This is a genomic window from Parasphingorhabdus pacifica (genome assembly GCF_054779195.1).
The window spans coordinates 290,210-314,844 of the sequence record NZ_BAAGYS010000007.1 but is presented as its reverse complement, the minus strand read 5'-3'; the positions used below and the strand labels follow the sequence as shown (position 1 = coordinate 314,844).

General features: G+C 68.2%; 20 protein-coding genes. 7 read left to right on the top strand and 13 right to left on the bottom strand.

Annotation, left to right across the window (positions count from 1 at the left end):
• Positions 1 to 80: 80 nt before the first annotated feature.
• From dnaB to ACYVAN_RS10850, 6 genes are all read right to left on the bottom strand, one after another.
• On the bottom strand, positions 81 to 3,371 hold the full coding sequence (gene dnaB / locus ACYVAN_RS10875) for a replicative DNA helicase (protein WP_460958375.1): 3,291 nt from the start codon (positions 3,369 to 3,371) through the stop codon (positions 81 to 83).
• Positions 3,372 to 3,920: 549 nt separating this feature from the next.
• Complete coding sequence (gene rplI, locus ACYVAN_RS10870; protein WP_460958373.1) at positions 3,921 to 4,373, bottom strand: 50S ribosomal protein L9; 453 nt, start codon at positions 4,371 to 4,373, stop codon at positions 3,921 to 3,923.
• A gap of 19 nt (positions 4,374 to 4,392) precedes the next feature.
• Entirely contained in the window at positions 4,393 to 4,632 is a 240-nt protein-coding gene (gene rpsR, locus ACYVAN_RS10865; RefSeq protein ID WP_009948341.1) for a 30S ribosomal protein S18, read from the bottom strand.
• 45 nt (positions 4,633 to 4,677) lie between these two features.
• Positions 4,678 to 5,160, bottom strand: a complete 483-nt coding sequence (locus ACYVAN_RS10860; protein ID WP_460958370.1) for a single-stranded DNA-binding protein — start codon at positions 5,158 to 5,160, stop codon at positions 4,678 to 4,680.
• Between the two features lie 79 nt (positions 5,161 to 5,239).
• Complete coding sequence (gene rpsF, locus ACYVAN_RS10855; RefSeq protein WP_460958368.1) at positions 5,240 to 5,605, bottom strand: 30S ribosomal protein S6; 366 nt, start codon at positions 5,603 to 5,605, stop codon at positions 5,240 to 5,242.
• A 201-nt stretch (positions 5,606 to 5,806) separates the two neighbouring features.
• Positions 5,807 to 6,808 (bottom strand): hypothetical protein, encoded by a 1,002-nt coding sequence (locus tag ACYVAN_RS10850; protein WP_460958366.1) that lies wholly within the window; start codon positions 6,806 to 6,808, stop codon positions 5,807 to 5,809.
• A gap of 312 nt (positions 6,809 to 7,120) precedes the next feature.
• On the opposite strand from ACYVAN_RS10850, the gene ACYVAN_RS10845 reads away from it, so the two are divergent.
• On the top strand, positions 7,121 to 7,897 hold the full coding sequence (locus tag ACYVAN_RS10845; RefSeq protein WP_460958364.1) for a deoxyribonuclease IV: 777 nt from the start codon (positions 7,121 to 7,123) through the stop codon (positions 7,895 to 7,897).
• 261 nt (positions 7,898 to 8,158) lie between these two features.
• Positions 8,159 to 9,457 carry a glycosyltransferase family 87 protein gene (locus tag ACYVAN_RS10840; RefSeq protein ID WP_460958362.1) on the top strand — a complete coding sequence of 433 codons (1,299 nt, stop codon included), beginning with the start codon at positions 8,159 to 8,161 and terminating at the stop codon, positions 9,455 to 9,457.
• A 28-nt stretch (positions 9,458 to 9,485) separates the two neighbouring features.
• On the opposite strand, the gene ACYVAN_RS10835 is transcribed toward ACYVAN_RS10840, so the two are convergent.
• The 3 genes from ACYVAN_RS10835 to ACYVAN_RS10825 all read right to left on the bottom strand — a co-directional run bounded on the left by ACYVAN_RS10835 (position 9,486) and on the right by ACYVAN_RS10825 (position 14,530).
• A complete protein-coding gene (locus tag ACYVAN_RS10835) occupies positions 9,486 to 9,893 on the bottom strand; it encodes a hypothetical protein (RefSeq protein WP_460958360.1) in 408 nt (135 codons plus the stop codon).
• Between the two features lie 40 nt (positions 9,894 to 9,933).
• The gene (locus ACYVAN_RS10830) at positions 9,934 to 11,586 is read right to left on the bottom strand and encodes a glycosyltransferase family 87 protein (RefSeq protein WP_460958358.1); all 1,653 of its coding nucleotides are present in this window, start codon (positions 11,584 to 11,586) and stop codon (positions 9,934 to 9,936) included.
• A gap of 268 nt (positions 11,587 to 11,854) precedes the next feature.
• Entirely contained in the window at positions 11,855 to 14,530 is a 2,676-nt protein-coding gene (locus ACYVAN_RS10825) for a transglycosylase domain-containing protein (protein WP_460958356.1), read from the bottom strand.
• Between ACYVAN_RS10825 and ACYVAN_RS10820 the strand changes: the two genes are divergently transcribed.
• Positions 14,492 to 14,866, top strand: a complete 375-nt coding sequence (locus tag ACYVAN_RS10820) for a hypothetical protein (RefSeq protein ID WP_460958354.1) — start codon at positions 14,492 to 14,494, stop codon at positions 14,864 to 14,866. The two genes, ACYVAN_RS10825 and ACYVAN_RS10820, sit on opposite strands and share 39 nt — an antisense overlap.
• 591 nt (positions 14,867 to 15,457) lie before the next feature.
• Here the strand turns inward: ACYVAN_RS10820 and ACYVAN_RS10815 are convergent.
• Positions 15,458 to 15,862, bottom strand: coding sequence for a DUF5318 domain-containing protein (locus ACYVAN_RS10815; RefSeq protein ID WP_460958352.1), 405 nt, complete (start codon positions 15,860 to 15,862; stop codon positions 15,458 to 15,460).
• 190 nt (positions 15,863 to 16,052) lie between these two features.
• On the opposite strand from ACYVAN_RS10815, the gene ACYVAN_RS10810 reads away from it, so the two are divergent.
• Both ACYVAN_RS10810 and ACYVAN_RS10805 read left to right on the top strand, forming a co-directional pair.
• Entirely contained in the window at positions 16,053 to 16,631 is a 579-nt protein-coding gene (locus ACYVAN_RS10810) for a PadR family transcriptional regulator (protein ID WP_460958350.1), read from the top strand.
• 19 nt (positions 16,632 to 16,650) lie between these two features.
• Positions 16,651 to 17,751: an inositol-3-phosphate synthase gene (locus ACYVAN_RS10805; protein ID WP_460958348.1), complete on the top strand. Its 1,101-nt coding sequence runs from the start codon at positions 16,651 to 16,653 to the stop codon at positions 17,749 to 17,751.
• A 57-nt stretch (positions 17,752 to 17,808) separates the two neighbouring features.
• On the opposite strand, the gene ACYVAN_RS10800 is transcribed toward ACYVAN_RS10805, so the two are convergent.
• Positions 17,809 to 18,666: a GGDEF domain-containing protein gene (locus ACYVAN_RS10800; protein ID WP_460958346.1), complete on the bottom strand. Its 858-nt coding sequence runs from the start codon at positions 18,664 to 18,666 to the stop codon at positions 17,809 to 17,811.
• 299 nt (positions 18,667 to 18,965) lie between these two features.
• Here ACYVAN_RS10800 and ACYVAN_RS10795 point away from each other — a divergent pair, with 299 nt between their 5' ends.
• Entirely contained in the window at positions 18,966 to 20,276 is a 1,311-nt protein-coding gene (locus ACYVAN_RS10795; protein WP_460958343.1) for a glycosyltransferase 87 family protein, read from the top strand.
• A 213-nt stretch (positions 20,277 to 20,489) separates the two neighbouring features.
• Here ACYVAN_RS10795 and ACYVAN_RS10790 read toward each other — a convergent pair whose 3' ends face one another.
• Together ACYVAN_RS10790 and ACYVAN_RS10785 are read right to left on the bottom strand one after the other, a co-directional pair.
• Positions 20,490 to 22,028, bottom strand: coding sequence for a hypothetical protein (locus tag ACYVAN_RS10790; protein WP_460958341.1), 1,539 nt, complete (start codon positions 22,026 to 22,028; stop codon positions 20,490 to 20,492).
• Between the two features lie 170 nt (positions 22,029 to 22,198).
• Positions 22,199 to 23,134, bottom strand: a complete 936-nt coding sequence (locus ACYVAN_RS10785) for a hypothetical protein (protein ID WP_460958339.1) — start codon at positions 23,132 to 23,134, stop codon at positions 22,199 to 22,201.
• A gap of 239 nt (positions 23,135 to 23,373) precedes the next feature.
• Here ACYVAN_RS10785 and ACYVAN_RS10780 point away from each other — a divergent pair, with 239 nt between their 5' ends.
• Entirely contained in the window at positions 23,374 to 24,615 is a 1,242-nt protein-coding gene (locus tag ACYVAN_RS10780) for an AI-2E family transporter (RefSeq protein ID WP_460958337.1), read from the top strand.
• The last annotated feature ends 20 nt before the right edge of the window (positions 24,616 to 24,635 follow it).

Genomic DNA, 24,635 nt, shown 5'->3' with positions numbered 1-24,635 from the left:
CACCCCACGCCGCACGGGTGCGGTCGAGATGCGACCGAAAACGAAGTGCAGCGGGAATAGCGAACCGCCCAGCGCCCGGGCTACTCCTGGGCCATGTCGACGAAGCGGCTGTAGTGCAGCTGGTGGGCGACGGTGACCGTGGAGGTCGGACCGGCACGGTGCTTGGCCAGCATCAGGTCCGCCTCGCCCATCCGGGGATCATCCCGTTCGAACGCGTCCGGCCGGTGGATCAGGATCACCACGTCCGCGTCCTGCTCCAGACTGTTGTGCAGGACGATCCCGTCGGCGATGAAGTTGTGCGTCTCGTCGACCGTCGCATCGAACACCGGCTGCTCGCCGATGCTGGTGATCTCCACGATCTCGTCCCACCGGACATCGCCGGTCGACAGCGCCTCCGGCCCCGTGACCACGCCGTGCTCCTGTCCACAACCGACGACGTCCGTCGAACGCTGTCCAGGAAGACCCGTTCCGGCCAGGAACGGGAACTGGTTCGCGGCTGTGTGGAGGTGCACCTCGTATCGATCGCGGCCGTGCGGATTCGACTCGACCCGGAGCTGTGCGGGCACGTCGAGGCGCAAGAGGAGCCGGGCGAGATCGTCGGCCAGCCGCTTGCTCGCCGTCGACCAGCAAGAGCGCGCGGGCTGCTCGTCCTCGCCCGCGATGCGGTCCGCCGGCCGTTCGTCGTGTCCCGGAGAAACGATGGACAGGTGCCGGAGGAAAAGGGCGATCTGCTCGTTCGGCAGCGCGAACACCGCGTCCGGAACGAACTTCTCGTCCGCGGGCACGGTGCACAGTCCGAGCTCGCCGAGCCAGGCGACGAAGTGCTCCGAGGCTTCCGCAACGCTCGGCGAAGCCGGCTCGTCGGCTCGCCCTTCGACCACGACCGAGCCGTCCCCGATGAGGTGCGCGAGCAGCACGACTTCCGGATCAGCCATCGGCTTGACCCACATCGGTTCGGGCGTCGTGCACGGTGCGGCGACCCGGCTCCCCACCGCCAGCTCCCCGAGCGGGTGCCACCCGTCGACCGTCCGCATCGGGTGGTTCGCGGTGGCTTCCACCTCGCGACCGGAAGCCAGCCGAACCCTGAAAGCCTCCTTCACGCCGCTGGAGAACACGTTCGTGATCGGGCGCGCGACCATCTTCAGGTTCTCGTCCAGCGACCACACCCAAGGCCGGTCACCGGTTTCCATGAGTTCCCCGAAGGTGACCTCGGCGCCGTTGTCCGCCCGCAGCAGTCTCGTCCCGCTCGTCAGACAGCCCGATTCACGCAGGTCGGAGAGCTGGGGCTTCTTGTCGTTGCGCTGCTCGGGACCACGGTTGAGCTGCGAGATCGCCACCACCGGCACTTCGAGTTCCTTGGCCAGCAGCTTGAGGCTTCGGGAGAACTCCGAAACCTCCTGCTGCCTGGACTCGACCTTCTTGCCCGAGGTCATCAGCTGCATGTAGTCGACGACGATCAGGTTGATGTCGTTGCGCTGCTTGAGCCGTCGCGCCTTCGCGCGGATCTCCATCATGGTGAGGTTCGGCGAGTCGTCGACGAACAGCGGTGCCTCGCTGATCTCGCTCATCCGTCGCGCGAGCCGCGTCCAGTCGTCGTCGGTCATGCGGCCACCGCGCATGTCGCCGAGCCGGATCCTGGCCTCCGCCGAGAGCATGCGCATGACGATCTCGGTGCGGCCCATCTCCAGCGAGAAGATCACGCTGGCCAGGTTGTTCTTGATGGACGCGGAACGGCAGAAGTCCAACCCCAGCGTGGAGTTGTGCGTGGGGATCATCGATCGCCCCGCCAGGTACAGGTGCGCGGGCGAATCCACCTCGACGCAGCGCACCGGAACGCTCTCGACCCGGCGGACCGCCGTGATCGCCCGCGGCGGACGGTCGACCGTGGACCGGTTCCGCTTGTGCTGCTCGTTCTTGTCCCCGCGACGGAACACCTCGTCGGCGCCGCTGTCGAACACTAGGACGGCGTTGTCGAACCCACCATCGGCATCGTCCTGCCACGACGGGGCCGCGGTGCACTCGTAGCCGAGCCCGAGCACGAGTTCGCGGGCGCGCACCGACGTGGGTTCACTGATGACCAGCCGGACCGCACCGTCCTCCGCGACCGTGCCGGACGCGTCGACCATGCCCGCAAGCAGCGCGCGCCGCTGCGCTTCGCTGCCACGCAGGTAGTCCGCTGGGACGTCGTGGTCGTCCCACACGCCCAGCTCCTCGATCCACTCGGCGATCTCCCCGGCGAACACGGGGCCGACCCCGTCGATTTCCAGCTGGTCGGTCAGGTCGGCGTCGGTGCGCACGCTGCCGTCGGTCGGGTTCCCGGCGGCCAGCCACACACCCAGCGCGTAGGGGGCCACCGCGAACTCCCGCTCCGGCAGCGCGAGCGGGCGGTGCCGGACCACCGACTGCCGCCCGCCGATGGCGGCGAGCCGTTCGGTCGTCTCGATCGAGCCGTCCGCCAGGGACCACTGGTGCTCGGCGTCGGCGACGATGACCGTCCCGTCGGAGAACTCCACCTCGTAGCAGGGACGTCCGGCCATGACCTCGGTCGCCGAGACCACCTCGGTGGGTGTGCCGTCGGCGGCGAACAACCGGTCGCCCACCGATACCTCGCCCATCGTCGTCCAACCCGTGGGCGTCGGCAGCGGGGTGTCGAGGGCGAGGGCCTTGCCCACACCTGGACGCGCGGCGACGATCACCATCTGCCCGGGGTGCAGGCCGTTGGTCACGTGGTCCAGGTCGGCGAAGCCGGTGGGGATGCCCTGTGATTCACCGCCGCGCGAGGCGATGGCGTCGATCTCGTCCATCGTCGGCTGCAGCAGTTCTTCGAGGGCGGCGTAGTCCTCGCTGGCCCGGCGCTCGGTGACGTCGTAGATAGCGGCCTGCGCGCGGTCGACCACCTCCTCGACCGCCGAGCCCTCGGAACCGTGGTAGCCGAGCTGGACGATCCGGGTGCCTGCTTCGACGAGTCGTCGCAGCACCGCCTTCTCCGAGACGATCTCCGCGTAGTAGCTGGCGTTGGCGGCCGTGGGCACCGTGGCGATCAGCGTGTGCATGTACGGCGCACCGCCGACCCGCAGCAGTTCCTGCCTTCGTTCGAGTTCGGCCGAGACGGTGATCGCGTCCGCGGGCTCACCACGGCCGTAGAGGTCGAGAACGCAGTCGTAGATCACCTGGTGCGCGGGACGGTAGAAGTCGTTGGGCTGTACGACTTCGACGACGTCGGCGATGGCGTCCTTGCTGAGCATCATGCCGCCGAGCACCGACTGCTCGGCGGCCAGGTCCTGCGGGGGATTCCGTTCGAAGCCGCCGTTCTGGTTCGCCGAGTTCCCGTTGCGCGCGGGTTCGACACCCCGCTCATCAGCCAACGCCATCGGTTCCGTCACCTCCTGCAGACCGCGGTTCGCGAGCCACGTCGTGCTCACCGGCGACCGGGTGGTGGGGTCGTCGGCACCTGGGTGCCCCGACTGCCCCCGCGGACCGCCTACCGCGCGGGCGACCGCGCAAGATCACGCGTTGTGACGCAGGAGCTCGCGCGGCGAAGCTAGATCGCCTGCATGGAGCAAGCAAGTCGAGTTGTGGACAAGCCTGGGGACAACCTGTGGACAGCTTGGGGATAACTGGGGACAACTGCCCCTGATCTACCCACCCCACTGGGGATAACTTGGGGACAACTGTTCAAGATCATCAAATAACCACAGGTCAGGCCCTATGGATAAGTTGTGGAAAGAAATCGTGGAAAACTCCCGGCGTGTCGCCGGGAATACGGCAGCTCGGCGTGTCGGAATCCGCTCCCGAAGCCGGCGCCGGTCCGATCGTCATTACGGCATTCGACCGGTAGGCCCGCCCGTGGACACTCGAAAAGTCCAACGGGCGGGCCGTCCGTGAATCAACGCGGTTTCACGTGGAACCCGCGGGAAAGATCAACCCACCGGGGTGACCTCGACGCTGACCGAAGCGGTCACGTCCGGGTGCAGACGCACATCAACGGTGTGCTTGCCCAGCGACTTGATGTGTCCCCGGAGTTCCACCGTCCGCTTGTCCAGGTTCGGCCCACCAGCCTTGCGCACGGCGGTGGCCACATCGCCGGAGCCGATCGAACCGAACAGCTTGCCCTGCTTCGAGACCTTGGCGGTCAGCTTGACCGCGCCGAGGTCGTTCAGCTGCTGCTTCAGCTCGCGAGCGTGCTCCAGGTTGCGGACCCGTCGGGCCTCCTGGGTGCGGCGGATCGTCTCGACCTGCTTCTGGGCACCCTTGGTCGCCACGATGGCGAGGCCGCGGGGCAGCAACAGGTTGCGCGCGTGACCATCCCTGACCTCGACGATGTCGCCGGATTCGCCGAGGCCGGTCACGTCAGCCGTCAAAATGATCTTCATGACGTGTCTCCTCTCTGGATCAGCGAGCGGTCGAGGTGTAGGGCAGCAGCGCCATCTCGCGGGCGTTCTTGACCGCGATCGCGACGTCCCGCTGGTGCTGGCTGCAGTTACCGGTCACGCGGCGGGCACGGATCTTGCCGCGGTCGGAGATGTACTTCCGCAGCAGCGTCGTGTCCTTGTAGTCGATGCTCTGCGCGGCCTTGTCCTTGCAGAACACGCAGACCTTCTTCTTCGGCTTGCGCACTGGCGCCTTGGCCATCGGTCTTCCTCCTGAAAACTTCTGTCGAGTCTGTGGGTGCGCCGATCAGAACGGCGGCTCGTCGCTGAACCCGCCACCGGAGCCGGCAGGCGGAGCGGAACCCCACGGGTCGTCGGCCGGAGCGGACGGAGCGGAGTTGCCTCCGCCGAAGCCACCACCACTACGGCTGACCTTGTTGACCTTCGCGGTCGCGTACTTCAGCGAGGGGCCGATCTCGTCGACCTCCAGCTCCACCACGGTGCGCTTCTCGCCCTCCTTCGTCTCGAAGGAGCGCTGGCGCAGCCGACCTTGCGCGACCACCCGCATGCCGCGGGTGAGCGATTCCGCCACGTTCTCCGCGGCCTGCCGCCAGATGTTGCAGCGCATGAACAGCGCTTCCTGGTCCTTCCACTCGCCGCTCTGGCGGTCGAAGGTCCGGGGCGTGGAAGCGATAGTGAAGTTCGCGACCGCCGCACCGGACGGGGTGAAGCGCAGTTCCGGATCGGCCGTCAGGTTGCCGACCACCGTGATTACCGTTTCACCAGCCATCGCCTGGGGACTCCGTCTCCTTGATGCGGGTTCACCTTTCCAGCGATCGTGGCCCGTTCACGGGCCGCCGATCACCAGCTCAGGCGGACACCTCGGTGCGGTTGGCGTGCTTGGTCGCCTTGGCGGCCGCGCGGGCGGTACGTGCCGCCTTGCGCGGCTCGACGATCCGGCGGAGCACCTTGGTGCGCAGAACCGACTCGTTGAGGTTCAGCTGGCGGTCGAGCTCCTTGACGGAAGCGGCCTCGCTGTTGAGGTCGATCACGACGTAGATGCCCTCGGCGTGCTTGTTGATCTCGAAGGAGAGCCGACGACGGCCCCAGACGTCGACCTTCTCGACGCTGCCACCGTCCTCTCGGATGACCTTGAGGAAGTTTTCCAATGACGAAGCGACAGTGCGCTCGTCCTGGCTCGGGTCGAGGATGACCATGAGCTCATAATGACGCATGAAGACCACTCACCTCCTGTGGACTCACGGCCACGGACTCTCCGTGGCAGGAGGGTCGTCACGTCGACGAACCGGTCAAGGCTAACAAGCCGCCGGAGGCGACCTGCGAAAGGGCCGGTTCGGACTCCGGCGGTCTCCACCCGGGGCTCGGTCCGCGGTGCCGGATACCGCCCGCCGAGGCGTCGAGGCCGAGTCCTGCCGTCAGCTGCGCCGCAGCACCCAGGTGCGGACCAGCGCCGCCGTGACACCGGCCAACGAGATGGCCGCGAGCAGTACCGGCAGCTCGACCCGGTTGCCCTGGTAGGCGGGCGTGGGCATCGCCTCGGCGTTGCCCGCGGCGCGCACCTCGGCGTCCCGCTTCTGGTCCTCGGCTCGCTGCTGCTCCTCCGACTGCCGCAGCAGGTCGCCGATCTCCGGGGACATGCCGGGAGCTTCGCCGAAGCGGGTGTCGGCCCACGGCGGCAACGATCCGGGAACGTGCTGGTAATCGGGCGGCAGCACGCGCACCGGCGCGGCCGCACCGTACGTGGACGGCGCGCCGGACGTCGTGCCGGGCACCGCCGTCTCCGAGGTCTCGGTGGAGGGTTCCGGCTGCTCGGTCGGCTCCGGCGCTGGCTCCGGAGCCGGTTCCTGCTCCTGCTCCGGCTCGGGTGGCGGCGGTGGCGGCGGTGGCGGCGGCTCCTGTCCCGGCACGCGCGCACCACCCACGCAGCCGATGGCCGCGAGGTTTCGCACGTGGGTGTGAACCGAATCGCCGCGGTCACCCGCTGCGGGCAACGTGCTCAGCTGATCGGTGAACGCATCCGCGAGATCCTGGCCCGCGAACGTCTGCTGCTCCTCGGTGACGGTGCCGATCGGCACCGGACCGGAGTTCAGGAACTCCTGCCGGGCCTGCGCGGCCCGGTCGAACTGCAACGGGTACACCAGCAGCATGGCCTGCTCGACCTTCGCGTCGAGAGCCTGCGGGCCCGCGATGACGGACTGGTCGAACGCGGTGCTCTCGGTTTCACCGGTGCATTCCCGGAGCACGACGGAGCCTTCCGCCGCCGCGCTGCCCGCCCCGAGCAGCGTGCTGGCCGTGACCGCCGCCCCGACGATTCCGGTGGCGACCGCGCGCCGCATGTTGTTCCCCCTGATCAGCGGGTTGCGTCGGGTGGCGGAATGCTCTCGCGTCGAACCCGTCTCGACCGTTTCGGCCTCCATTGGCCCCTCCCCGGTACCACTTATCAGCGTGAAACCCGTTCACAGTGTCAAAGTGAACAACGCATCAACACCCTTGTAGGTGACGCGCTATCGGCAAGTTACCCGACGGTGCACCACGCTCCGCGCCCGAGACGCGGAGATCCACGGTGCACCGAACCGGCACAGGACTGGCCGGGACCTGGCGTTCGGCGAATCGCCCGCGTGCGGCGAACGTCGGCGCCCCACGGGGAACCGCCATCCCCGCCAACGCCGTACGCACCAGCAACGGCGTCGGACCCACACATCCGGGAATCGTCATCTAGGCTCCGGCACATGCGCATCGGGGCCCACGTCCGCGACGAAGACCCGCTGTCGGCCGCCGCCGAACGGGACGCGGAAGTCGTGCAGTTCTTCCTCGCCGACCCGCAGGGCTGGAAGAAGCCCGCACCCCATCCACAGGCCGAACAGCTCAGGACCGGCGATCGAACCGTGTTCATCCACTCCCCGTACGTGGTCAACGTGGCGTCGACGAACAACCGGATTCGGATCCCGTCCCGAAAGATCGTCGCCCAGCACGCCGAGGCCGCCGCCGGGGTCGGCGCCCGCGGACTCGTGGTGCACGGTGGCCACGTCACCAAGGACGACGACCCCGCGACCGGCATCGAGAACTGGCGCAAACTGTTCGAGCGGCAGGCCGACGCGGGTGGTTTCGGGGTTCCGCTGCTGATCGAGAACACCGCGGGCGGGACGAACGCCATGGCACGCAGCTTCGAATCGCTCGCCCGCCTGTGGGACGCCGTCGGTGACTTCGGCGTCGGGTTCTGCCTGGACACCTGCCACGCTTACGCGGCGGGTGAAGAACTCTCCGGCATCGTCGAACGAGTTCTCGCGATCACCGGGCGGATCGACCTCGTGCACCTCAACGACTCCCGCGACGAGTTCGACTCCTCCCGCGACCGGCACGCCAACATCGGCGCCGGACTCATCGACCCCGATCTGCTGGTGTCGGTGTGCGCGCAAGCGGGAGCCCCGGTGGTGGTCGAGACGCCTGCGGAAGGACAGGCGGCCGACATCCACTACCTGCGTGAAAGAGTGAACCCGTCTCGGTGATCCAGTCTCGGTGATCCAGTCTCGGTGAACCGGACCGCCCGCACGAGACGATCGGCTCCCTCCGTTGCGGGTGGCGCCGGTACACCGTCCCCGAAAACGGCTCGTTCAGCACCGGCCGGTACGGCACGGCCCGGCCGCAGCACTCCGGAGGGCACCATCAGGGAAGCAGCGTCCCCGTTCCTCTCTCTCCGACCGGGGCGATCGGGACGGCGGAAGACCATTGCCGGCCTGGTCCTGCTGTGCGCGCTCACAGCTCTGACGATGGCGTTCGGTTACGCGAACAAGGCCCGTTGCACCGGGCCGGAATTCGACGAATGGGGCAGGTCGGAACCCGCCTACCAGGAACGCGCCTACCGCGACGCGTGCTACTCCGATATTCAGAACCTGTGGCTGGGCCGCGACATCGACCGGCACGTCTTCCCGTACGTGCACGGGGGGATCGAGGAGGACGGGTCGCTCTACGGCGGGGTCGTGGAGTACCCGGTGCTCTCCGGCCTGCTGATCTGGGCCGGCGCGATCTTCGTGGACACCGATGCCGGTTACCTGGCGGCGTCGGCGTTGCTCATGGCCCCGTTCGGCCTGGCCGTGGCGTGGTGGTTGGGACGGCTCAGCGGCCGACGAGCGTTGCTGTGGGCGCTCGGTCCGCCGCTGGTGCTGTACGCCTTCCACAACTGGGACCTGCCGGTGATCGCCTGCGCGACCGCGGCGGTGTTCGTGATGCACCGGTGGCGTGTTCCGCTGCGCCGACGATCGGCCCTGGCCGCGGTCTTGTTGGGCATCGGATTCGCGTTCAAGATCTATCCGGGGATGTTCGTGCTGCCGCTGGCGCTGTACGTCCTCGCTGGAGGCCCTGGCGGGGCCGAGCTTCCCGCCGGGAGGCGATTCGACGTTCCCGGCGCGTTGCGCGTCGTCGGCGCGTCCATCGCCACGGTGGTGGTCGCCAACCTTCCGTTCGCGGTGGCCGGTTTCGAAGGCTGGGCGGCTTCGTTCGAGTTCCAGTCGAACCGGCAGGTGGATCTGAGCACGAACTCCATCTGGTACTGGGCTTTCCGAGGACACACCGACGAGCAGTCGTTCCAAGAGGCCATGAGCATGGTCTCGCCCACTCTGGTGCTCGGTGCGTGCGCGCTGGCGTGCTGGATCGGCTGGCGGATCCGTGAGAGGTCGGGCACGTTCCCGTGGATCCAGGTCAGCGCGGCCATGCTGTGCGCGTTCATGCTGCTGCACAAGGTGCACTCACCGCAGTACACGTTGTGGTTGCTGCCGTTCTTCGTGCTCGTCTCGGTGCGTTGGGGCTGGATCGTGGCCTATTTCCTCGCGGACCTGGCGATGGGCATCAGCATCTTCCACTGGATGTACCTGAACATGAGCGGTCTACCCAACGGCATTCACGACGGTTTCACCGCCCAGGCGCTGATGATCGGTGTCTGGGGCCGGGCGGCGCTGCTCGTCGGGCTGTTCGTGGCGTTTCTCTCGGCCAGGGCGAACGTCGACGGGACGAACCCGCCGGGTGGTCGGATTTCGGCACGACCGCTCGGCGAACCGGCCCGCGCCGGGTGAGTGGCGCGGGCCGGTTCCTGCGCGCTGCTCAGCAGCGGGTCCGGTACATGCGCTCGGCAAGGACCTCGCCCCTGGATCGAACCTGCACGTGGGTGTTCGACGAGTTGGGCACGATGACGTCGGAGATCACTCGGCCACCCACGCCGACGTAACCCTTGCTCCTGATCTCACCGTCGACGGTCACCTCATAGGGCACCGACCGTTCGGCGTTGTCCGCGCGCATCGCCACGTGCACGGTGGCCGTGTTGCTCGGGTCTTCGACGAAGGCGCTCATCGGAGGCAGCGCCTCGGCCAGTCCGGACAGATCCTTGCAACTCACCTCGCCCAGCTTGACCTGCAGCGGTGCGGGTGGTTCCGCCTGCGCGACGGGCACGGCCGCGACAGTGGCCGCCGCCATTGCGCTGATCAGCAAGGCGGTGTTCCGGCGAGCACCCATGTGCAACCTCCTCGAGGAAACGATCGTCTCCTCAAGAAAGTTAGGGCGATGCGTGCGGTTCCGCCCGCTGGTTCCGGTATGTCTGCCCCCAACGGGCGAGACCCGACAGGCGGCGATGATCCTCGGCGCCATCCAGAAAGCCACCGACCGGATCATCCACTATGGACCCGCAGTGCATCCCGCGCGCGAGGCAGGAGACCCGCACGACATCCCGCTCGGGCCGCAGCACCTCGCGCACCACCAGCACGCACAGGGCCACGACCGCGGCGTCGCGGATCACCACGGCCCCGAGGAACCAACCTTCGGGGAGCCCCTTGTTCGCGGTGCCGAGGTAGTAGTACATCCGAGGCACCCATACGAGGGCATCGAGGGTCATCCAGGCGAGGAGCAACCGCCAGCGGGGGATCGCCAACACGGCCAACGGCACCAGCCAGAGCGAATACTGCGGACTCCACACCTTGTTGGTCAGGAGGAACGCCGCCACGACCAGAAAGCACAGCTGGGGGACCCGTGGACGAGTGGGAGCGGCCAGGGCGAGCCAGCCCACGGCGACACACGCCAGTCCGAACAACGCCGCGCTGACCACGTTGAGCACGACAGGCGCCTCACCCGGATTCAGCGAACCGTCGAAACCCGGCCAACCGGTGAAATAGGACAGCACGTGGTAGATCGAGTCCGGGTCCGCGGGTCGCAGACTGTTGAACCGGAAGAACTCCGACCAACCCGCCGGGGACAACGCCAGAATCGGCAGGTTCACCGCCGACCACGCACCGACACCACCCAGCAGCGCACGCAGCCCCGCCGCCGTTCGGCCGCTGCGCAACGACAACAACAGGATGGGCCCCAGGAAGAACAGCGGGTACAGCTTCGCCGCCCCGCCGAGTCCGATGAGGACACCCGCGAGCAGCGGTCTACGGCGCGCCCAGGCCAGCAGGCCTATTGTGGACAGTGCTGTGGCCAGCGCGTCGAAGTTCGTGAACACGTGCACGAAGGCCAACGGAGCGACCGCGACGAGCGCCGCGTCCCACACCCGCCTGCGCAGCAGGGCCATCACCGCCCACACCGTGGCCAGCCACGCCCCGGACAGCCAGAACGCGGTGATGTTGAAGTAGACGACCGCGGCCACACCGCCGGGTAGCCAGCCCCCGCCCGCCAACGTCAGCCAGCCGTCGGCGATCTTGGCGTTGAACCACTGAAAAACCCCGGTGAGCACCGGATACTCCATGTACCGGACCTCTTCGTCCGGATTGTTCGGATCTCCCTGCCAGGGCGTCATGTACGGGAACACGCCGTCGGGCGCGAGATCTCCCATGCCGTAGCGCGGAATCGTGTCCGAATAGCACATCGCGACGTACTGGTGGCCGTCTCGCCAGTCGAGCTGCGTCCCCTGCTCGGTTTCGTAGGTCTGCAGGCACGGCGCTTTGAACAGCCATCCGCCCGCGAGCGTCAGCGCGGCGAGCAGCAGAACCACCCGAAGCGGCGTCCAGAACCATTGCCTGCCGACCTGGGCGTGGCGCCCCAGCGGCCCGCCGACGGGGCGGCTCAGCCGCTGGGCGAGCGGCTCGGTCCAGGTCGGCACGGCCCGGTCGGCGGGCGTGAGCGAATCCCGATCCACATCCGCGCCGGAGCGTTCTCCGCTGCTCGACCGGGACGAATCGGCCCCGGTGTCGGCTTGCTCGGACGAGGAGGACACGCCCGGATGCTACGGCCTCGGGGACCGGCTCCGGCGAACGGCCGTCCCGTCGATCGGCTCCGAGAGGTCCGGGCGAAATTAGTCGCACCGGTGCCCTCCCACACGGCATCCCACGTGTTGCGGAACGGGCGCCGATCGGCGGGTGCCGGGGACGAACGCGCCACTCCGCGAGGAAAGTCGAGGGGCATCGGCGCACTGCGGACAGTGCACCGATGCCCCTCGGCGGTTCACGTTTTCAGTTGTTCCGGCGCCCGTGAGCGCTCATGGGCTACCCGAACTCACGAGTCCGGGTCGGCACCGCGTTCGGACCGTCCGCACCGTTCTCCTGCGACTCGTCGTCTTCGGAACTGCACGGGTTGAGCCATCCACCGCAGGTCTCCTCGGTCGGGTCCTCACTCGACTCGCTCTCCGTGGGACGAGTCGGTTCCTGGCTCTCCGAATCGGATGGCGGGGCGGTCTGCGACGGCTCCGACGGCCGGGTTTCCGACGGCGGCGGCGGGGGCGGAACGTCTTCCCACTGCCCGATCTTCTTCGACGGTTTCGGCAGCTGCTTGACGTCCTTGCCCTCATGGTAGGCATTCATGAACTGCTGCCAAACGTCCCCGGGCAGCCCGCTGCCGTAGACGTCCGCGCCTGCGCTGGTCTGCAGCGGGGCGGGACCTCCGTCCGGAGCGAGGGCTTGGATGGCCACGGCGGCGGAGATCTGCGGAGTCGCCCCCACCATCCACGCGTTCGCGTTGTGCCCGGTGTCGCCGAGCTGATGCGTACCGGTCTTCGACGCGACCGGGCGGTCACCGTCCAGGCTCAGCTTCGCGGCATCCGCGACATCGGTGAGCGTTTCGATCAGGTTCGCCGCGAGGTTGTTGCTCTCGCTCTCGTCCTCCGAGAAGGCGGGCTTGTCCACCGTGGCACTGAGATCGACCGTGCCCTCGTTGTTGTGGATCTTCTCGACGAACTTGGAGTCGAGGGCCATGCCGCCGTTGACGAACGAGGCGTACGAAGTGGAGATGTCGATCGGCTTCACCGGATACATCCCCAGCGCGATACCGGCGTGCACGGCGCCGTCATCGCTCTGCAGCGTCGGCTGTCCGTACTCCTTCGGGATACCGGCTGCGTGCGCGGTCTCGGCGACCTTGCTCGCACCGATCTTCGCCAGCATGTTCACGAAGACCGTGTTGACCGACTCGGTCATCGCCTCGCGAACACCGCAGTGGGTAGGGATCTTGCACTCCACGCCACGTGCGTTGGCGAACTCGGTCCCCATGATGGTCTGGGGGGTGGAACCGTCGTAGACCTCTCCGATGCCGACGCCTTCGCGCAGACCGGCCATCACGACGAACGGTTTGAACGACGAGCCCGGTGGCTGGGGCTGGGCGGCGTAGTCGAGCCCGCCGACCTCGGTGCTGCCGCCGTAGTAGGCCCGCACCTTGCCGGTTTCGGGTTCGACCGCGGTCAGCGAGGAACGCAGGTTCTCCGGCTGTGATTGGGTGACGTCGTTGACGGCCTTCTCGGCCGCAGCCTGCGCCTTGGAGTCGATGTTCAGCGTGATGGTGTACCCGCCCCGGGCGAGCCTGCTCTGGTCGTAGCCCGCGTTTTCGAGCTCGTGCAGGGCCTGCCTGCGGATGTCGTAGACCGCGGGTGTGAGGCCGTCACCCCGCCAGGCGAACCGGTCGCGGGTGTGCGGCATCTCCATGGCGTCGTAGTCGGCCTTCGACACGGCCTGCGTCTCGTACATGCGGCGGGAGACGTAGTCCCACCGGTCCTGCGCCCGTTCCGGATTCTCCCGGGGGTCGTTGCCCGAGGGCAGCTGGACGACACCGGCCAGCAGGGCCGACTCGCTCGGGGTGAGATCCTTGGGGAGCTTCCCGAAGTAGGCCTCGGCCGCCGCGTGGATGCCGTGGGCACCGCGTCCGTAGTAGGCGGTGTTCATGTAGGCCCGCAGGATCTCGTCCTTGGGCTGCTGGTTGGTCACCTTGAAGGCGATTACCACTTCCTGGATCTTCCGGGTGTAAGTGGGCGCGTCCTTCTCCAGAGCCAGCTTCACGTACTGCTGGGTGATCGTCGAACCACCGCCGACACCACCGGTGAGCTGGTTGTACACCGCGTTGAGGATGCCTCGGATTGAGAAGCCGGGGTTACTGTAGAAGCTCTCGTCCTCGGCGGCGATGCTGGCGTCGATCATCGGCTGCGCGACCTCGGCGTGCAGGTCGCGGATCATCGTCTTCGCCCCGCCCTTGGGCGTGATGCGGGAGAACTCCGAGCCGTCCGAGAAGTTCATCGTGACCGTCTGGTTCGTCTCGGCCGCGATCTCGTCCGGGTTGGGGACCTGCCAGGTGAAGTACCCGTAGGTGCAGAGCGCGAGCACGGCGAGGAAGCCGGCCGCGGTAGCGGCGTAGCAGCTGCGGCGAACACGTCGCCACAGGTTGCGCTTGCGTGCTCGGGCAGCGCTCATCTCATCGTCCGGGTCGTCGTCCAACGGCCCCTCGCGGTAACCGCGGGGGTCGCTGTAGCCGTTGTTGTCGTCATCGTCGTACGAGTCGTAATCGTCGTAGTCGTAGTCGTCGTACGAGTCGTAGTCGGCGGAGGCGTAGTCGTTGGAGGCGTAGTAGTCGTATCCCGCGTGTGACGCCTCGTGCGTGAGCAGACCCGGTTCGCGGTCCGGGTCGTCACCGCTTCCTGCGGACCCGGTCCCGCCTGCACCCGCGCCCGCAGCGCCCGCAGCGCCAGCGGCACCGGCAGCGCCCGCACCGGCAGCGCCGGCGGCGAAGGCACCAGCCGCACCAGCCGCGCCCGCGGCACCCGCCGCGCCGGCACCGCGCTGGTCCGACGCACCCCGGTTGTCATCCCGAGCCTGCGGAAGGTGCTCGGTGGGCTGTTCACCGGGCGAGGGGCCTTGCGGTGGCCGTTGCGGCGGCCGTCCCGGCGGGGGCGGCGGCTGCTGCACCTGACGGGTCGACTGCGAACCCGGCGGAGCCGGCGGGGGCTGCTGGACCTGGCGAGTCGACTGCTGACCCGGCTGATCGGGCTGGCCGGGCTGCCCCTGCGGTCCGGGCGGGCCCTGCTGGCTCTGCGGGCCCTGCTGGCCCTGCGGCCCTGGCTGGCCCGACGGCCCCGGCTGGCCCGACGAGTTCGAAGGCGGCCGGTTGTACGTGGTGGGCAGATCCAGCGGGCGGCCTCCACCGCCGCCGGGCTGCCCGGCCGAATCGTCGTCGTCGAACGATGGGGACCACGCGCCGGTCTGCTCGGGTTCCGACTCCGGCCACGGCGACGAGCCGGCTGATCGCGACCCCTGCTCGGGACCGCCCGCGGCGCCTTCGTCGGGCGGACCGGCAGCAGGCCACTGCGGTTGTCCCGTGGGCGGACTCGCCGGAGGCCCCGGCGGCTGCGCGGGCGGGCGCGCCGGACCGCCACCTGGCGGCGGCTGACCGGGCGGAGGTCCTTGCGGAGGCTGCTGGGGCGGCTGCTGCGGAGGCTGCTGGGGCCGCGGCGGTCCGCCCTGACCGCCTTGCTGGGGCGGAGGTGGCGGGCCACCCTGCGGACCTTGCGGACCTTGAGGAGGTGGCGGCGGCCCGCCCTGCGGCCCTGCCGGGGGCGGCGGAGGTGGCCCTCCTCCCTGTGGAGGGCGCGGGGGAGGTCCACCCCGGCCCGGGGGAGGCTGGTTCTGCGGTGGCGCATCTCGGTCGTCGGGTCGACCGGGATCTCGACCTTCGTCCGACGGCTGCCGGTTATGGCGGCCGCGAGCTCGGTCGTCACGCTCGTCGTTCACGAGTTGGCCTCCAGGACGGGCGTCATCGGACGCCATGCGATGCGTTCACGTCGGGGGGTAACAGCATCCCGTGCGGCTGATCGGACCGTTATCTCGGCCCGGGAGTCACTCCGCCGCAGTCTTGCGTCCGGGGCGGCGTCTCCTCAAATCGCCCGTCCCCAACACGTACGACTGCACCAAGTGGTTCCAGCTACATGTGCGGCACACCTCAACGACGTGGACTGTGAACTCTCTGAAAATGGCGGCCATTCGCTCGAGCTCTTCGGGAGAGCGCGCGGACCCGGATGCGTGCTTGAGGTCGTCCCCGAAGATCCAGGCGACTTCGGTCAACTGTTCCTTCCGGCACACGGGACAGGTCGCGTCGCTGGGCACACCATGGAATTTCGCCGCCCGCAGCAGGTACGGGTCGGCATCGCAGACCTCCGTCACCCCGACTCGGCCCGAGTGGACCTTCGCGAGCAGCAACCGGCGCTGCAACGCGTAATCCACCACTTGCCGTTGGGTCCGCACGCCAACAGGGTACGTGCCGTTTGCGGATGCTCCATGCGCCGTTCAGGGCAGGCTGGAATAAAGCCGCGACCAGCGATGTCATGAACACACACAGCAGGCACCTCGAACTCGGTGCTCGATATATCGGGGCGATATAATCCCTAGCCGGACCACATGAGTGCGAGTTCGCCGGCCGACCGAGGAGGTGCGCATGCTCGAACTCGCCGTGCTCGGCTTTCTGCAGGACGCCCCTATGCACGGCTACGAGCTGCGAAAACGGCTTCACGGCACGCTCGGCGCCTTTCGCACGTTCTCCTGCGGCACGCTGTATCCGACATTGCGCCGGATGCGGCGGGCCGGGTTGATCGACGAGATCGAGGAGGACTCCGGGGAACGGAGCTGGGGAAGGCGGTCCCGTCGGGTCTACCGGATCACCACCGCAGGTGAGCAGCGGTTCGCCACGCTGGTGGACGACAGCGGTCCCGGAGCGTGCGCGGACGACGCCTTCGGCGTACATGTGGCGTTCTTCTCACGAACTCCGGTCGAAACCCGGCTGCGCATTCTCGAAGGGCGCAGGCGACGTGTCGAAGAGCGCCGGGACGGCCTCCGAGCGGTGCTCTCCGAACGGCAGCTAGACCGCTACACCCTCGAACTGCACAAGTTGGGTCTGGACCACAGCGAGCAAGAGGTTCGCTGGCTCAACTCCATCATCGAGCACGAACGAGCCGAGCAGGCCGCCACCGGCGGACACCGAACCGGCTCGCAGCAATCGCAAGGACACGACAGATGACCAAGAAGGAGGCTCTGCCATGAGCGCAGACCGTCGCGGTGGAGACGCGGTTCGGGTAGCGATCGTCGGCGTCGGGAACTGCGCGGCATCGCTGGTGCAGGGCGTTCACTACTACGCCGATGCTGCTCCGGACTCCCGCGTTCCCGGCCTGATGCACGTCCAGTTCGGCGATTACCACGTCCGGGACGTGCAGTTCGCCGCCGCGTTCGACGTCGATGCCAAGAAGGTCGGTCGCGACCTGTCCGAGGCCATCGTCGCGAGCGAGAACAACACGACCAAGATCGCCGATGTCCCGCCGCTGGGCGTCACGGTGCAGCGCGGCCACAGCTACGACGGACTCGGTCTGTTCTACCGGGAAACGATCGAGGAGTCCGACGAGCAGCCGGTGGATGTCGCACAGGCACTGCGGGCGGCAGAGGTCGACGTGCTCGTGTCCTACCTGCCGGTGGGGTCCGAGGAGGCCGACAAGTTCTACGCGCAGGCGGCGATCGACGCCGGCGTCGCGTTCGTCAACGCCTTGCCCGTGTTCATCGCCTCCGACCCGGAGTGGGCGCGGAAGTTCAGCGAGGCCGGGGTTCCGATCGTCGGTGACGACATCAAATCGCAGGTCGGCGCCACGATCACGCATCGCGTGCTGACCAAGCTGTTCGAGGACCGCGGGGTGCACCTGGACCGCACGATGCAGCTCAACGTCGGCGGCAACATGGACTTCCTCAACATGAAGGAACTGGACCGGCTGGAGTCGAAGAAGACTTCGAAGACCCAGTCGGTGACCTCGCAGGTGGAGCGCGATCTGGACAAGCGCAACGTGCACATCGGCCCCTCCGACTATGTGCCGTGGCTCGACGACCGGAAGTGGGCGTACATCCGGCTGGAGGGCCGCGCGTTCGGTGACGTGCCGCTGAACCTGGAGTACAAGCTGGAGGTGTGGGACTCGCCGAACTCGGCGGGGATCATCATCGACGCCTTGCGGGCGGCCAAGATCGCCAAGGACCGGGGCATCGGCGGCCCGATCCTGTCCGCGTCCTCCTACTTCATGAAATCACCGCCCGAGCAGCACTCCGATTCGGATGCTTACCAGGCGGTCGAGGACTTCATCGACGGCAAGGTCGACCGCTGAACGAATCGCTGATCGACCGGAGGTGGTGGTTCCGGCGCGGTTGACGCGCGGGAACCATCACCCGGTGCTTTCGAGCTGGTGCTCGGCTCTGGTCAGCACGGAGTGCACCGATGCTTGACCGTCGGTGGTCACCCAGGAGACCCGCAGGCCGGGCCGGATGCGCTTGCGCCCGATCCGCATCGGCCAGCTGGCGACCAGTCGAGCCTGCTCGGCGATCTGTTCTCCGGAACCGTTGGGGTGTTCAGCGACGATCGCGAACTCGTCCCCGCCGTAGCGGGCGACGGTGTGATCGTCGCTGATTCCCTCGCGGAGCCTGCCCGCGAGCATGGTCAGCAATTCGTCACCGCCGTCGAAACCGTGCTCCTCGTTGAAGGAGGCGAGGCGCTGGATGTCGACGAGTACGAGCGTGGTCAGGTTGCCCCGGACCCGGGAGCGCACGAGCGCCTGTTCGAGCCGGTCCAGCAGCAGGGCTCGGCCGGGCAGCCCGGTCAACGGGTCGAGCAATCCCCGGCTGTGCGGAACATCGGTGTCGACGGACTGCAGGAGCACCAGCACGCGGCTGCGCCCCTGGACCTGAACGGCGTGGTAGTCGGCCCAGATTCGGCTGCTTTGCCGGTTTCCGCTGGCGACGACCATCGGCGTGGACAGCGGGGTTCCCGCGCGCAGCACTTGACCGGCGAGGTCGGACCAGTCGGGCATCGGGGATCCGGTATCGTCCCGGAGTCCCCATTCGCTGGGCCGGTTGCCGGTGAGCAGGTCCGCTTTGTCCAGCTGCATGAGGTCCGCCGCTACGTCGTTGGTGGCGAGGACCTGGCCGTGCTGGTCGGTGAGCAGAACTCCTACGGTCAGTCCGGTGATGAGTTCGTCCCAGATCGGTGGCAACTGGGACGGTGTGGCCATATCGAGGACACTCATTCGGCCCCCTCCTCCCCACCAAACGGAGCAGTCCAGTCGAGCCTCCCTTTCTCCAGGGGCAGAATTCAAGGGGATCACTACCACCCGTAATGGTGGTATTTACGCACCGCGAATAACTCAGCGTCAGCAGCTTGCGCGACACACCGCGCGAAGAGGTTTTCCACTCGCTCGACCAGTGGTCTTCACGTGTGATTCGCAGCGACTCGCCGCACCAGGTCGGGCCCCCGGGAGTCGGGGTTCTACGCTGGTTCGAGTCGCCGGGAACACCGGTGTCCACAGGTCGAACTGGATGGTGAGCGGTGACGGCAGCCGACCCGATACCCACCCGACGCCCCATGCGCGAACGGATGCGGCAGCAGCGCGGGCTGCTGAGCGTGATCGTGGTGGCCGAACTGATCGCGGTCGTCCTGGTCTCGACCATCAGCCCGCACGACCACATCGACGGCGAGGTGTACCGCCTGGGTGCGCAGGCGTTGCTCAACGGCAACGACGTCTACGAGAACCTGCCCGCCACCGAATCCGGGCTGCGCCTGCCGTTCATCTACCCGCCGTTCGCCGCGATCCTGTTCGCTCCGCTCGCCCTGGTGCCGAAGGTCGGGGCGGTCGCGATGATCATGGTCCTGAGCCACCTCGCGCTGCTCGCCACGCTGTACGTCGTTCTGAGCGCGTCGACTTTCCTGGCCGCCCACCGCGACCGGGTCCTGCTGATCACCGCCGCGGCGATGCCCGTGGCGACCATCTCCGAACCGGTGATCGAGACCATCACGTACGCGCAGATCAACCTGGTGCTCATGGCGATGGTCGCCGTCGACTGCCTGTGGCGCACCAGCGGCGGCAAGAAACTGCCCTACCCTCGAGGCCTGCTGATCGGCCTCGCAGCCGGGATCAAGCTCACGCCTGCGGTGTTCCTGCTGTTCTTCCTGCTGCGCAAGGACTATCGGCCGATCCTCACCGCGCTCGGAACGTTCGTCCTCACCGCCCTGCTCGGCCTCGTCCTGGCGTTCGACGATGCCAGGACGTTCTGGCTGAGCAAGGTCATGTCCACCAGCGGCGTGTCGTTCGGCCCAGGTTTCACCGGTGACGCCTCCGTGTACGCGGGCAACCAGTCCCTGCGTTCCATGCTGACCAAACTGGGCGTGCCGAGCGTGACGTTGATTTCGGCGGTGCTCACGCTGGTGCTGCTCGCCGTTGCGGTGATGGGGATGTCGCACGCCATCCGGCTGCGCGATCTGCCGATGGCGGTGACGCTCAACGGCGTTCTCGGCCTGCTCATGTCGCCGATCTCGTGGTCGCACCACTGGGTGTGGGCCATTCCGGCACTGGTGCTGCTCATCGGGTACGCCGTCTCGCGGCAGGACTGGCCGGTGCTGATGATCAGCACGCTCGCGGCAGGCATCTTCACCATGGGACCGCACTGGACGGTTCCGCAGGGCAACGGCCGCGAGCTGCGGTGGAACGTGTTCGAGCACTTCATCGGCAATGCCTACGTCTACTTCGGACTCGCATTGCTGGTCTACTGGGCCGTGCTCTTCTGGCGCTCGCCCCGGTCGAAAGTACCGGCGAACGAGGAGCGGACCGTCGAGATGGCGAAGATCGCTTCTCCCGGCTGAATCACGCCCGCCGAGTCCCACCGCTGGAGCACATCGCACCGCTGGAGCTGCCTGCTCCGTCGCGTCTGTCGAGTCCCGGCGCCGGGCGGGCAGCGCCGGAACCGCGATCGGGGCGGGAAGTCCGCGGACTTCCCGCCCCGATCCGTCCACATCACCGCCCCGCCCGGTGTTCCACATTCCCTCGTGGACTCACGTGCACGACCGCCACGTGGATCAGACCCGCTCGAACACCACCGTGTCCTCCGGGTCCTGCAGCAACTCGTCCAGCGGACTGGACAGCGTCTCGCCGTGGAACGCGTCGATCTCGGGCAGCCCGTCGAGCAACGGCAACGCCATCTCTCCCGGTATGTTCGCGCGTGGGCCGTCCGCGGCCCGGAACGGGTTCTCGGTCACTTGGCGCCGCTCCGGGAGCGCGGCGGTCAGGTCGTCGAGGAAGATCACCTCGACGAGACTCCGCAACGGGGCCTCGGTGAAGGTGGGGACCTTCGGGATGACCAGGGTGGCCTCATCGTCCGCGCGCTGCTCCGGGAGCGATCCGCTCAATGCCTCGATGATCCGGCTGATCGCCGGTGCCGACACCTCACCGCCGTCCTCCGCCTCCAGATGACCGAGGAGCGGGAGGTCCGCGTGCACATCCGGGTTGTCCGCTCGGGCGTGCTGTTTCCCCGCCACACCATGCAGGACCAGGTCGTTCAGCGGCGGAATCTCGGACGCCTTCGCCAGCGCTTCGCCCGGGACCCGAAGCGGGACGGCGTCCTGCTTCGGCACGAGGGCACGGGGTACCACCGACAGCGACTCGTCCAGCAGCGGCCAAGGAACGCGGTGCATCGAGTGCTCCGGACCGGCCAACTCACCGGCGGTGAGGTCGGTGTCCATGTCCAGCAGCGCGCTGCCCAGATCGTGCTCGCCGGTCCCGGGACCGTGGCCGAGTGCGCCCTTCCAGAGGTCCATGATGCCGTCGGCCGCGACGAGAGCGTCCGTTTCGGCCGGATCCGCGCTGGGCGTCACCAACGGGGGCGCCAGCTCGGAATCGACCGTCGGCAGGAACACTTCTCCCGGTGATCGAGCCGGGCCGTGACCCTGGTGCCCGTGCTGAACCGCGGCTTCGGGGAATTCGTCCTTCTCCCGGTTGCCGGACACCACGTCACCGATGCCGCCCTCCCAGCTCAGCGAGCGCTGGAATCCGTCGGAGGGCGTGCCGGGCAGCCGTTGCGCGTGCCTGCCCCTCGGTTGGGCGAGGGCCGGGTGTTCGATCGCGGTGGACGGCTCCGCCACCCAACCGGCCAGTTCCAGCACCGGAGCGGTTCGTTCGGCGGCGGGGTTCACCGCAGGCAGCGGCACCGTCGCGTCCTGGGGAACCGTCGTGTGCCCGGCGACCGTCGCGGCGTCGAACGCCGCGTCATCGACGATGGCGGGCATTTCCCGCGTCGTCTCGTTCTCGATGACGGGCAGCACGTCCCGCACAGGGTCGATGGTGCCCGCGAACACGGTTGTCTGGTCGGCGGCGTGCCGAGCGTGCCGCCCCGTTTCGTACCGGCCCTCCGGGAAGAGCTCCCCCGCGAAGCACTGACCGCTGTGCCGCGGCGTGCCGTCGCTCGCACTGTCGAATGCGGGCGGCAGCACTGATCCTCCCCGTGGCGGGGCCGGATCGTCCGGGCAGGTCCCGGATGCTGAGGCCACCCCTGAACCGACGGCCAGCATGCCCCCGGTGACCAGCGCGGCGTGCACACCGCGCTTCGCCCAAGTTTGCATGGATCTCTCCTTGTCGGATGTTTCCCTGTGCGGTGGAGGAAAAGGCAACGCGTTCAACGCGGCGAGCACCGGCGTGTCCACCGGTTCGGCAGGTGCTGTGCTCGGTCTCGACCGGCGAATCGCGAATCGGGTGCGGACCGGTGCTGGTTCGGCGTTCTCACCGGGCGGCATCAGTCGGGCGTGGTCCCCGGTTGGGCATCGGAGACCGCGACGACCGCGGCTGGGCTGCTGGTGTGGCCGACCGGGGTGGTGCCGTCCCGGCTACCCGGTCCGGCCTTGCGCGGGTGCGCCACGGCACCGTGTCCCGCCCAGTCGATCGAGCACGCGCACCCGTTGAGTCCGGCATCGGCCAGAACGAACGGATGTCCGGGACGGCTCGGAGCGTTCCGAGCCGGTTCCCTTCGCGCGCCCGGGTTCTCCGCGTTCTCATCCGCGGTGGAGAGAGCCCGGTCACCGGCGGAGGGGAGGGCGGGGCCGTGTGGGGCCGTGTTTGCCGCCGGGCCGGGCTGAACGATGGGGGTGTCGTCGACGTGGGGCGGGTCGACGACACCCGGGATCGCGCCGGGGGACACCGGCGCGGTGGTCAACACGTGTCGTGGTGCGGTTCCACGTCCGCCCGCTCCACTTCGCACGGCGGGTCGTGGTTGCCGGATGCGCTCGCTTCCAGCGATAGCGGCTGCCGCACCGGATTCCGGCGCGTGTTCGTGGACCGCTACTCCCACATCGGCGAACATCGGCGCGGACCCCGGGGTGGGCAGCAGCCGGCCCGGACGGGCGGTTTCCGATGCCGGGTATCCGCCGAGCGGTCCCGCGTCGACGAACCGGGGCGCGGGTTCTTCCGAGTGGGCCGCGTCCGGCACTCCGCGGAGCTCACCGGGCGCCGGTAACCGCTCGGCGGCAAGATCGGGTACCAGGTCACCGCCGACAACGGAGGTGCTCTCGACGAGCGGAGGTCGCGGCGCTTCCGCGGAGGTGCCCGCCATCGCAGTGTCCGAAACGGGCCACAGTCCGGTCGTTCCGGCCACCGTGGCACCCACGACGATCAGAACGCGGCCGAGGAAGCGCCGCTGGCGCCGACCCTCCGGTTGCTGATCGAGTTCGGACATCGCGGGGTCCACTCCTCCTCGGGTTCTCCTGCGAAGCTCTGCCGCGCTCGAACCGGACGGTCGTGCGGCGCTTCGCCGACGGGGACTTTGTCAAACCCGAAGCCGCGAGCACACCCTCTGCGTATCAACATCGCTACATCGGGTTACACACGAACCCGATTCCGAGCTGTGGCGTGAGCTTCCTCCGATTCACGCCACGGTCGCCCCGCGTGGTCGTCCGAGAGCGCTACGGTGGCGATGTGAACGATCTCGATACCTCGAACCGGGACGACGCGGCCACCGCGATCCCGCGACCGCTGCGCGTGTCCGCCGCTGTCAGCTGGCGAATCCTGATCGTCCTCGGCGCTTTGTACGTGCTGGGCACAGCGCTCGCCAGACTGAGCTTGGTGACGATCCCGGTGGCGATCGCCCTCCTGCTGTCGGCGCTGCTCGCCCCCGCGGTGCACCAGGTCACGCGCTGGGGCGTCCCACGCGCGCTGGCCACCGCCGTGGTGATGATCGGCGGGCTCGGCCTCGTGGGCGGCGTGCTGACCTTTGTGATCAACAACTTCATCACCGGGTTCCCCGAGCTGCAGCGGCAGGTGGCGCTGAGCTTGAACGAGATCCGGCTCTGGCTGGAACGAGGTCCGCTGCACGTCGGACAGGAGCAGCTGCTCAGCTACCTCGACCAGGCCCGGCAGTGGATCCAGGAGAACCAGGGCATGCTGACCAGCGGGGCGCTGTCGACCGCCTCCACGTTCGGCAATGTGCTGACCGGTCTGATCCTGGCACTGTTCACACTGGTCTTCTTCCTGCACGACGGACGCCGCGTCTGGCTGTTCGTGGTCCGGATCGCGCCCACCGGTGCACGTGCCCAGATCGACGCGGCCGGTTCCCGCGGGTTCGCTTCGCTGGTCGGCTACGTGCGGGCGACCGCACTGGTGGCCGTCGTCGACGCACTGGGTATCGGAGTGGGTCTCGCGTTGGTGGGGGTCCCGCTGGCCGTCCCACTGGCCGCCCTGGTGTTCCTCGGTGGTTTCGTCCCGATCGTGGGTGCGGTGGCATCTGGTCTGGTCGCCGTTCTGGTGGCGCTGGTGACCAACGGGGTGGTCGCGGCGGTCATCGTGATCGGCATCGTGCTGGCCGTTCAGCAGCTGGAGGGCAACGTGCTGCAGCCCCTCCTGCTGGGCCGAGCGGTACAGCTGCATCCGCTGGCCGTGGTACTGGCGATCAGTGCCGGTGTGGTCGTCGCCGGGATCATCGGGGCGCTGCTGGCGGTTCCGCTGGTGGCGGTGATCAATTCCGCCGTCCGGTCGCTGCTCTCCGGCGAGACCGACGCCGGCGAGGTTGATGCCCATCGACCTCGCGAGGCCGAACCGCCCAAACCGCACAATCCCGACGCGAACTCCGAGCCGTCCTCTTCGGACAAAACCGGCTCACGCGCGGACTCGGAGTCCGAAACCTCCGAGTCCGGGGGCGATGTCGGCAACTCGAACCCCTAGCGCACGCGCACGGTCGGCGA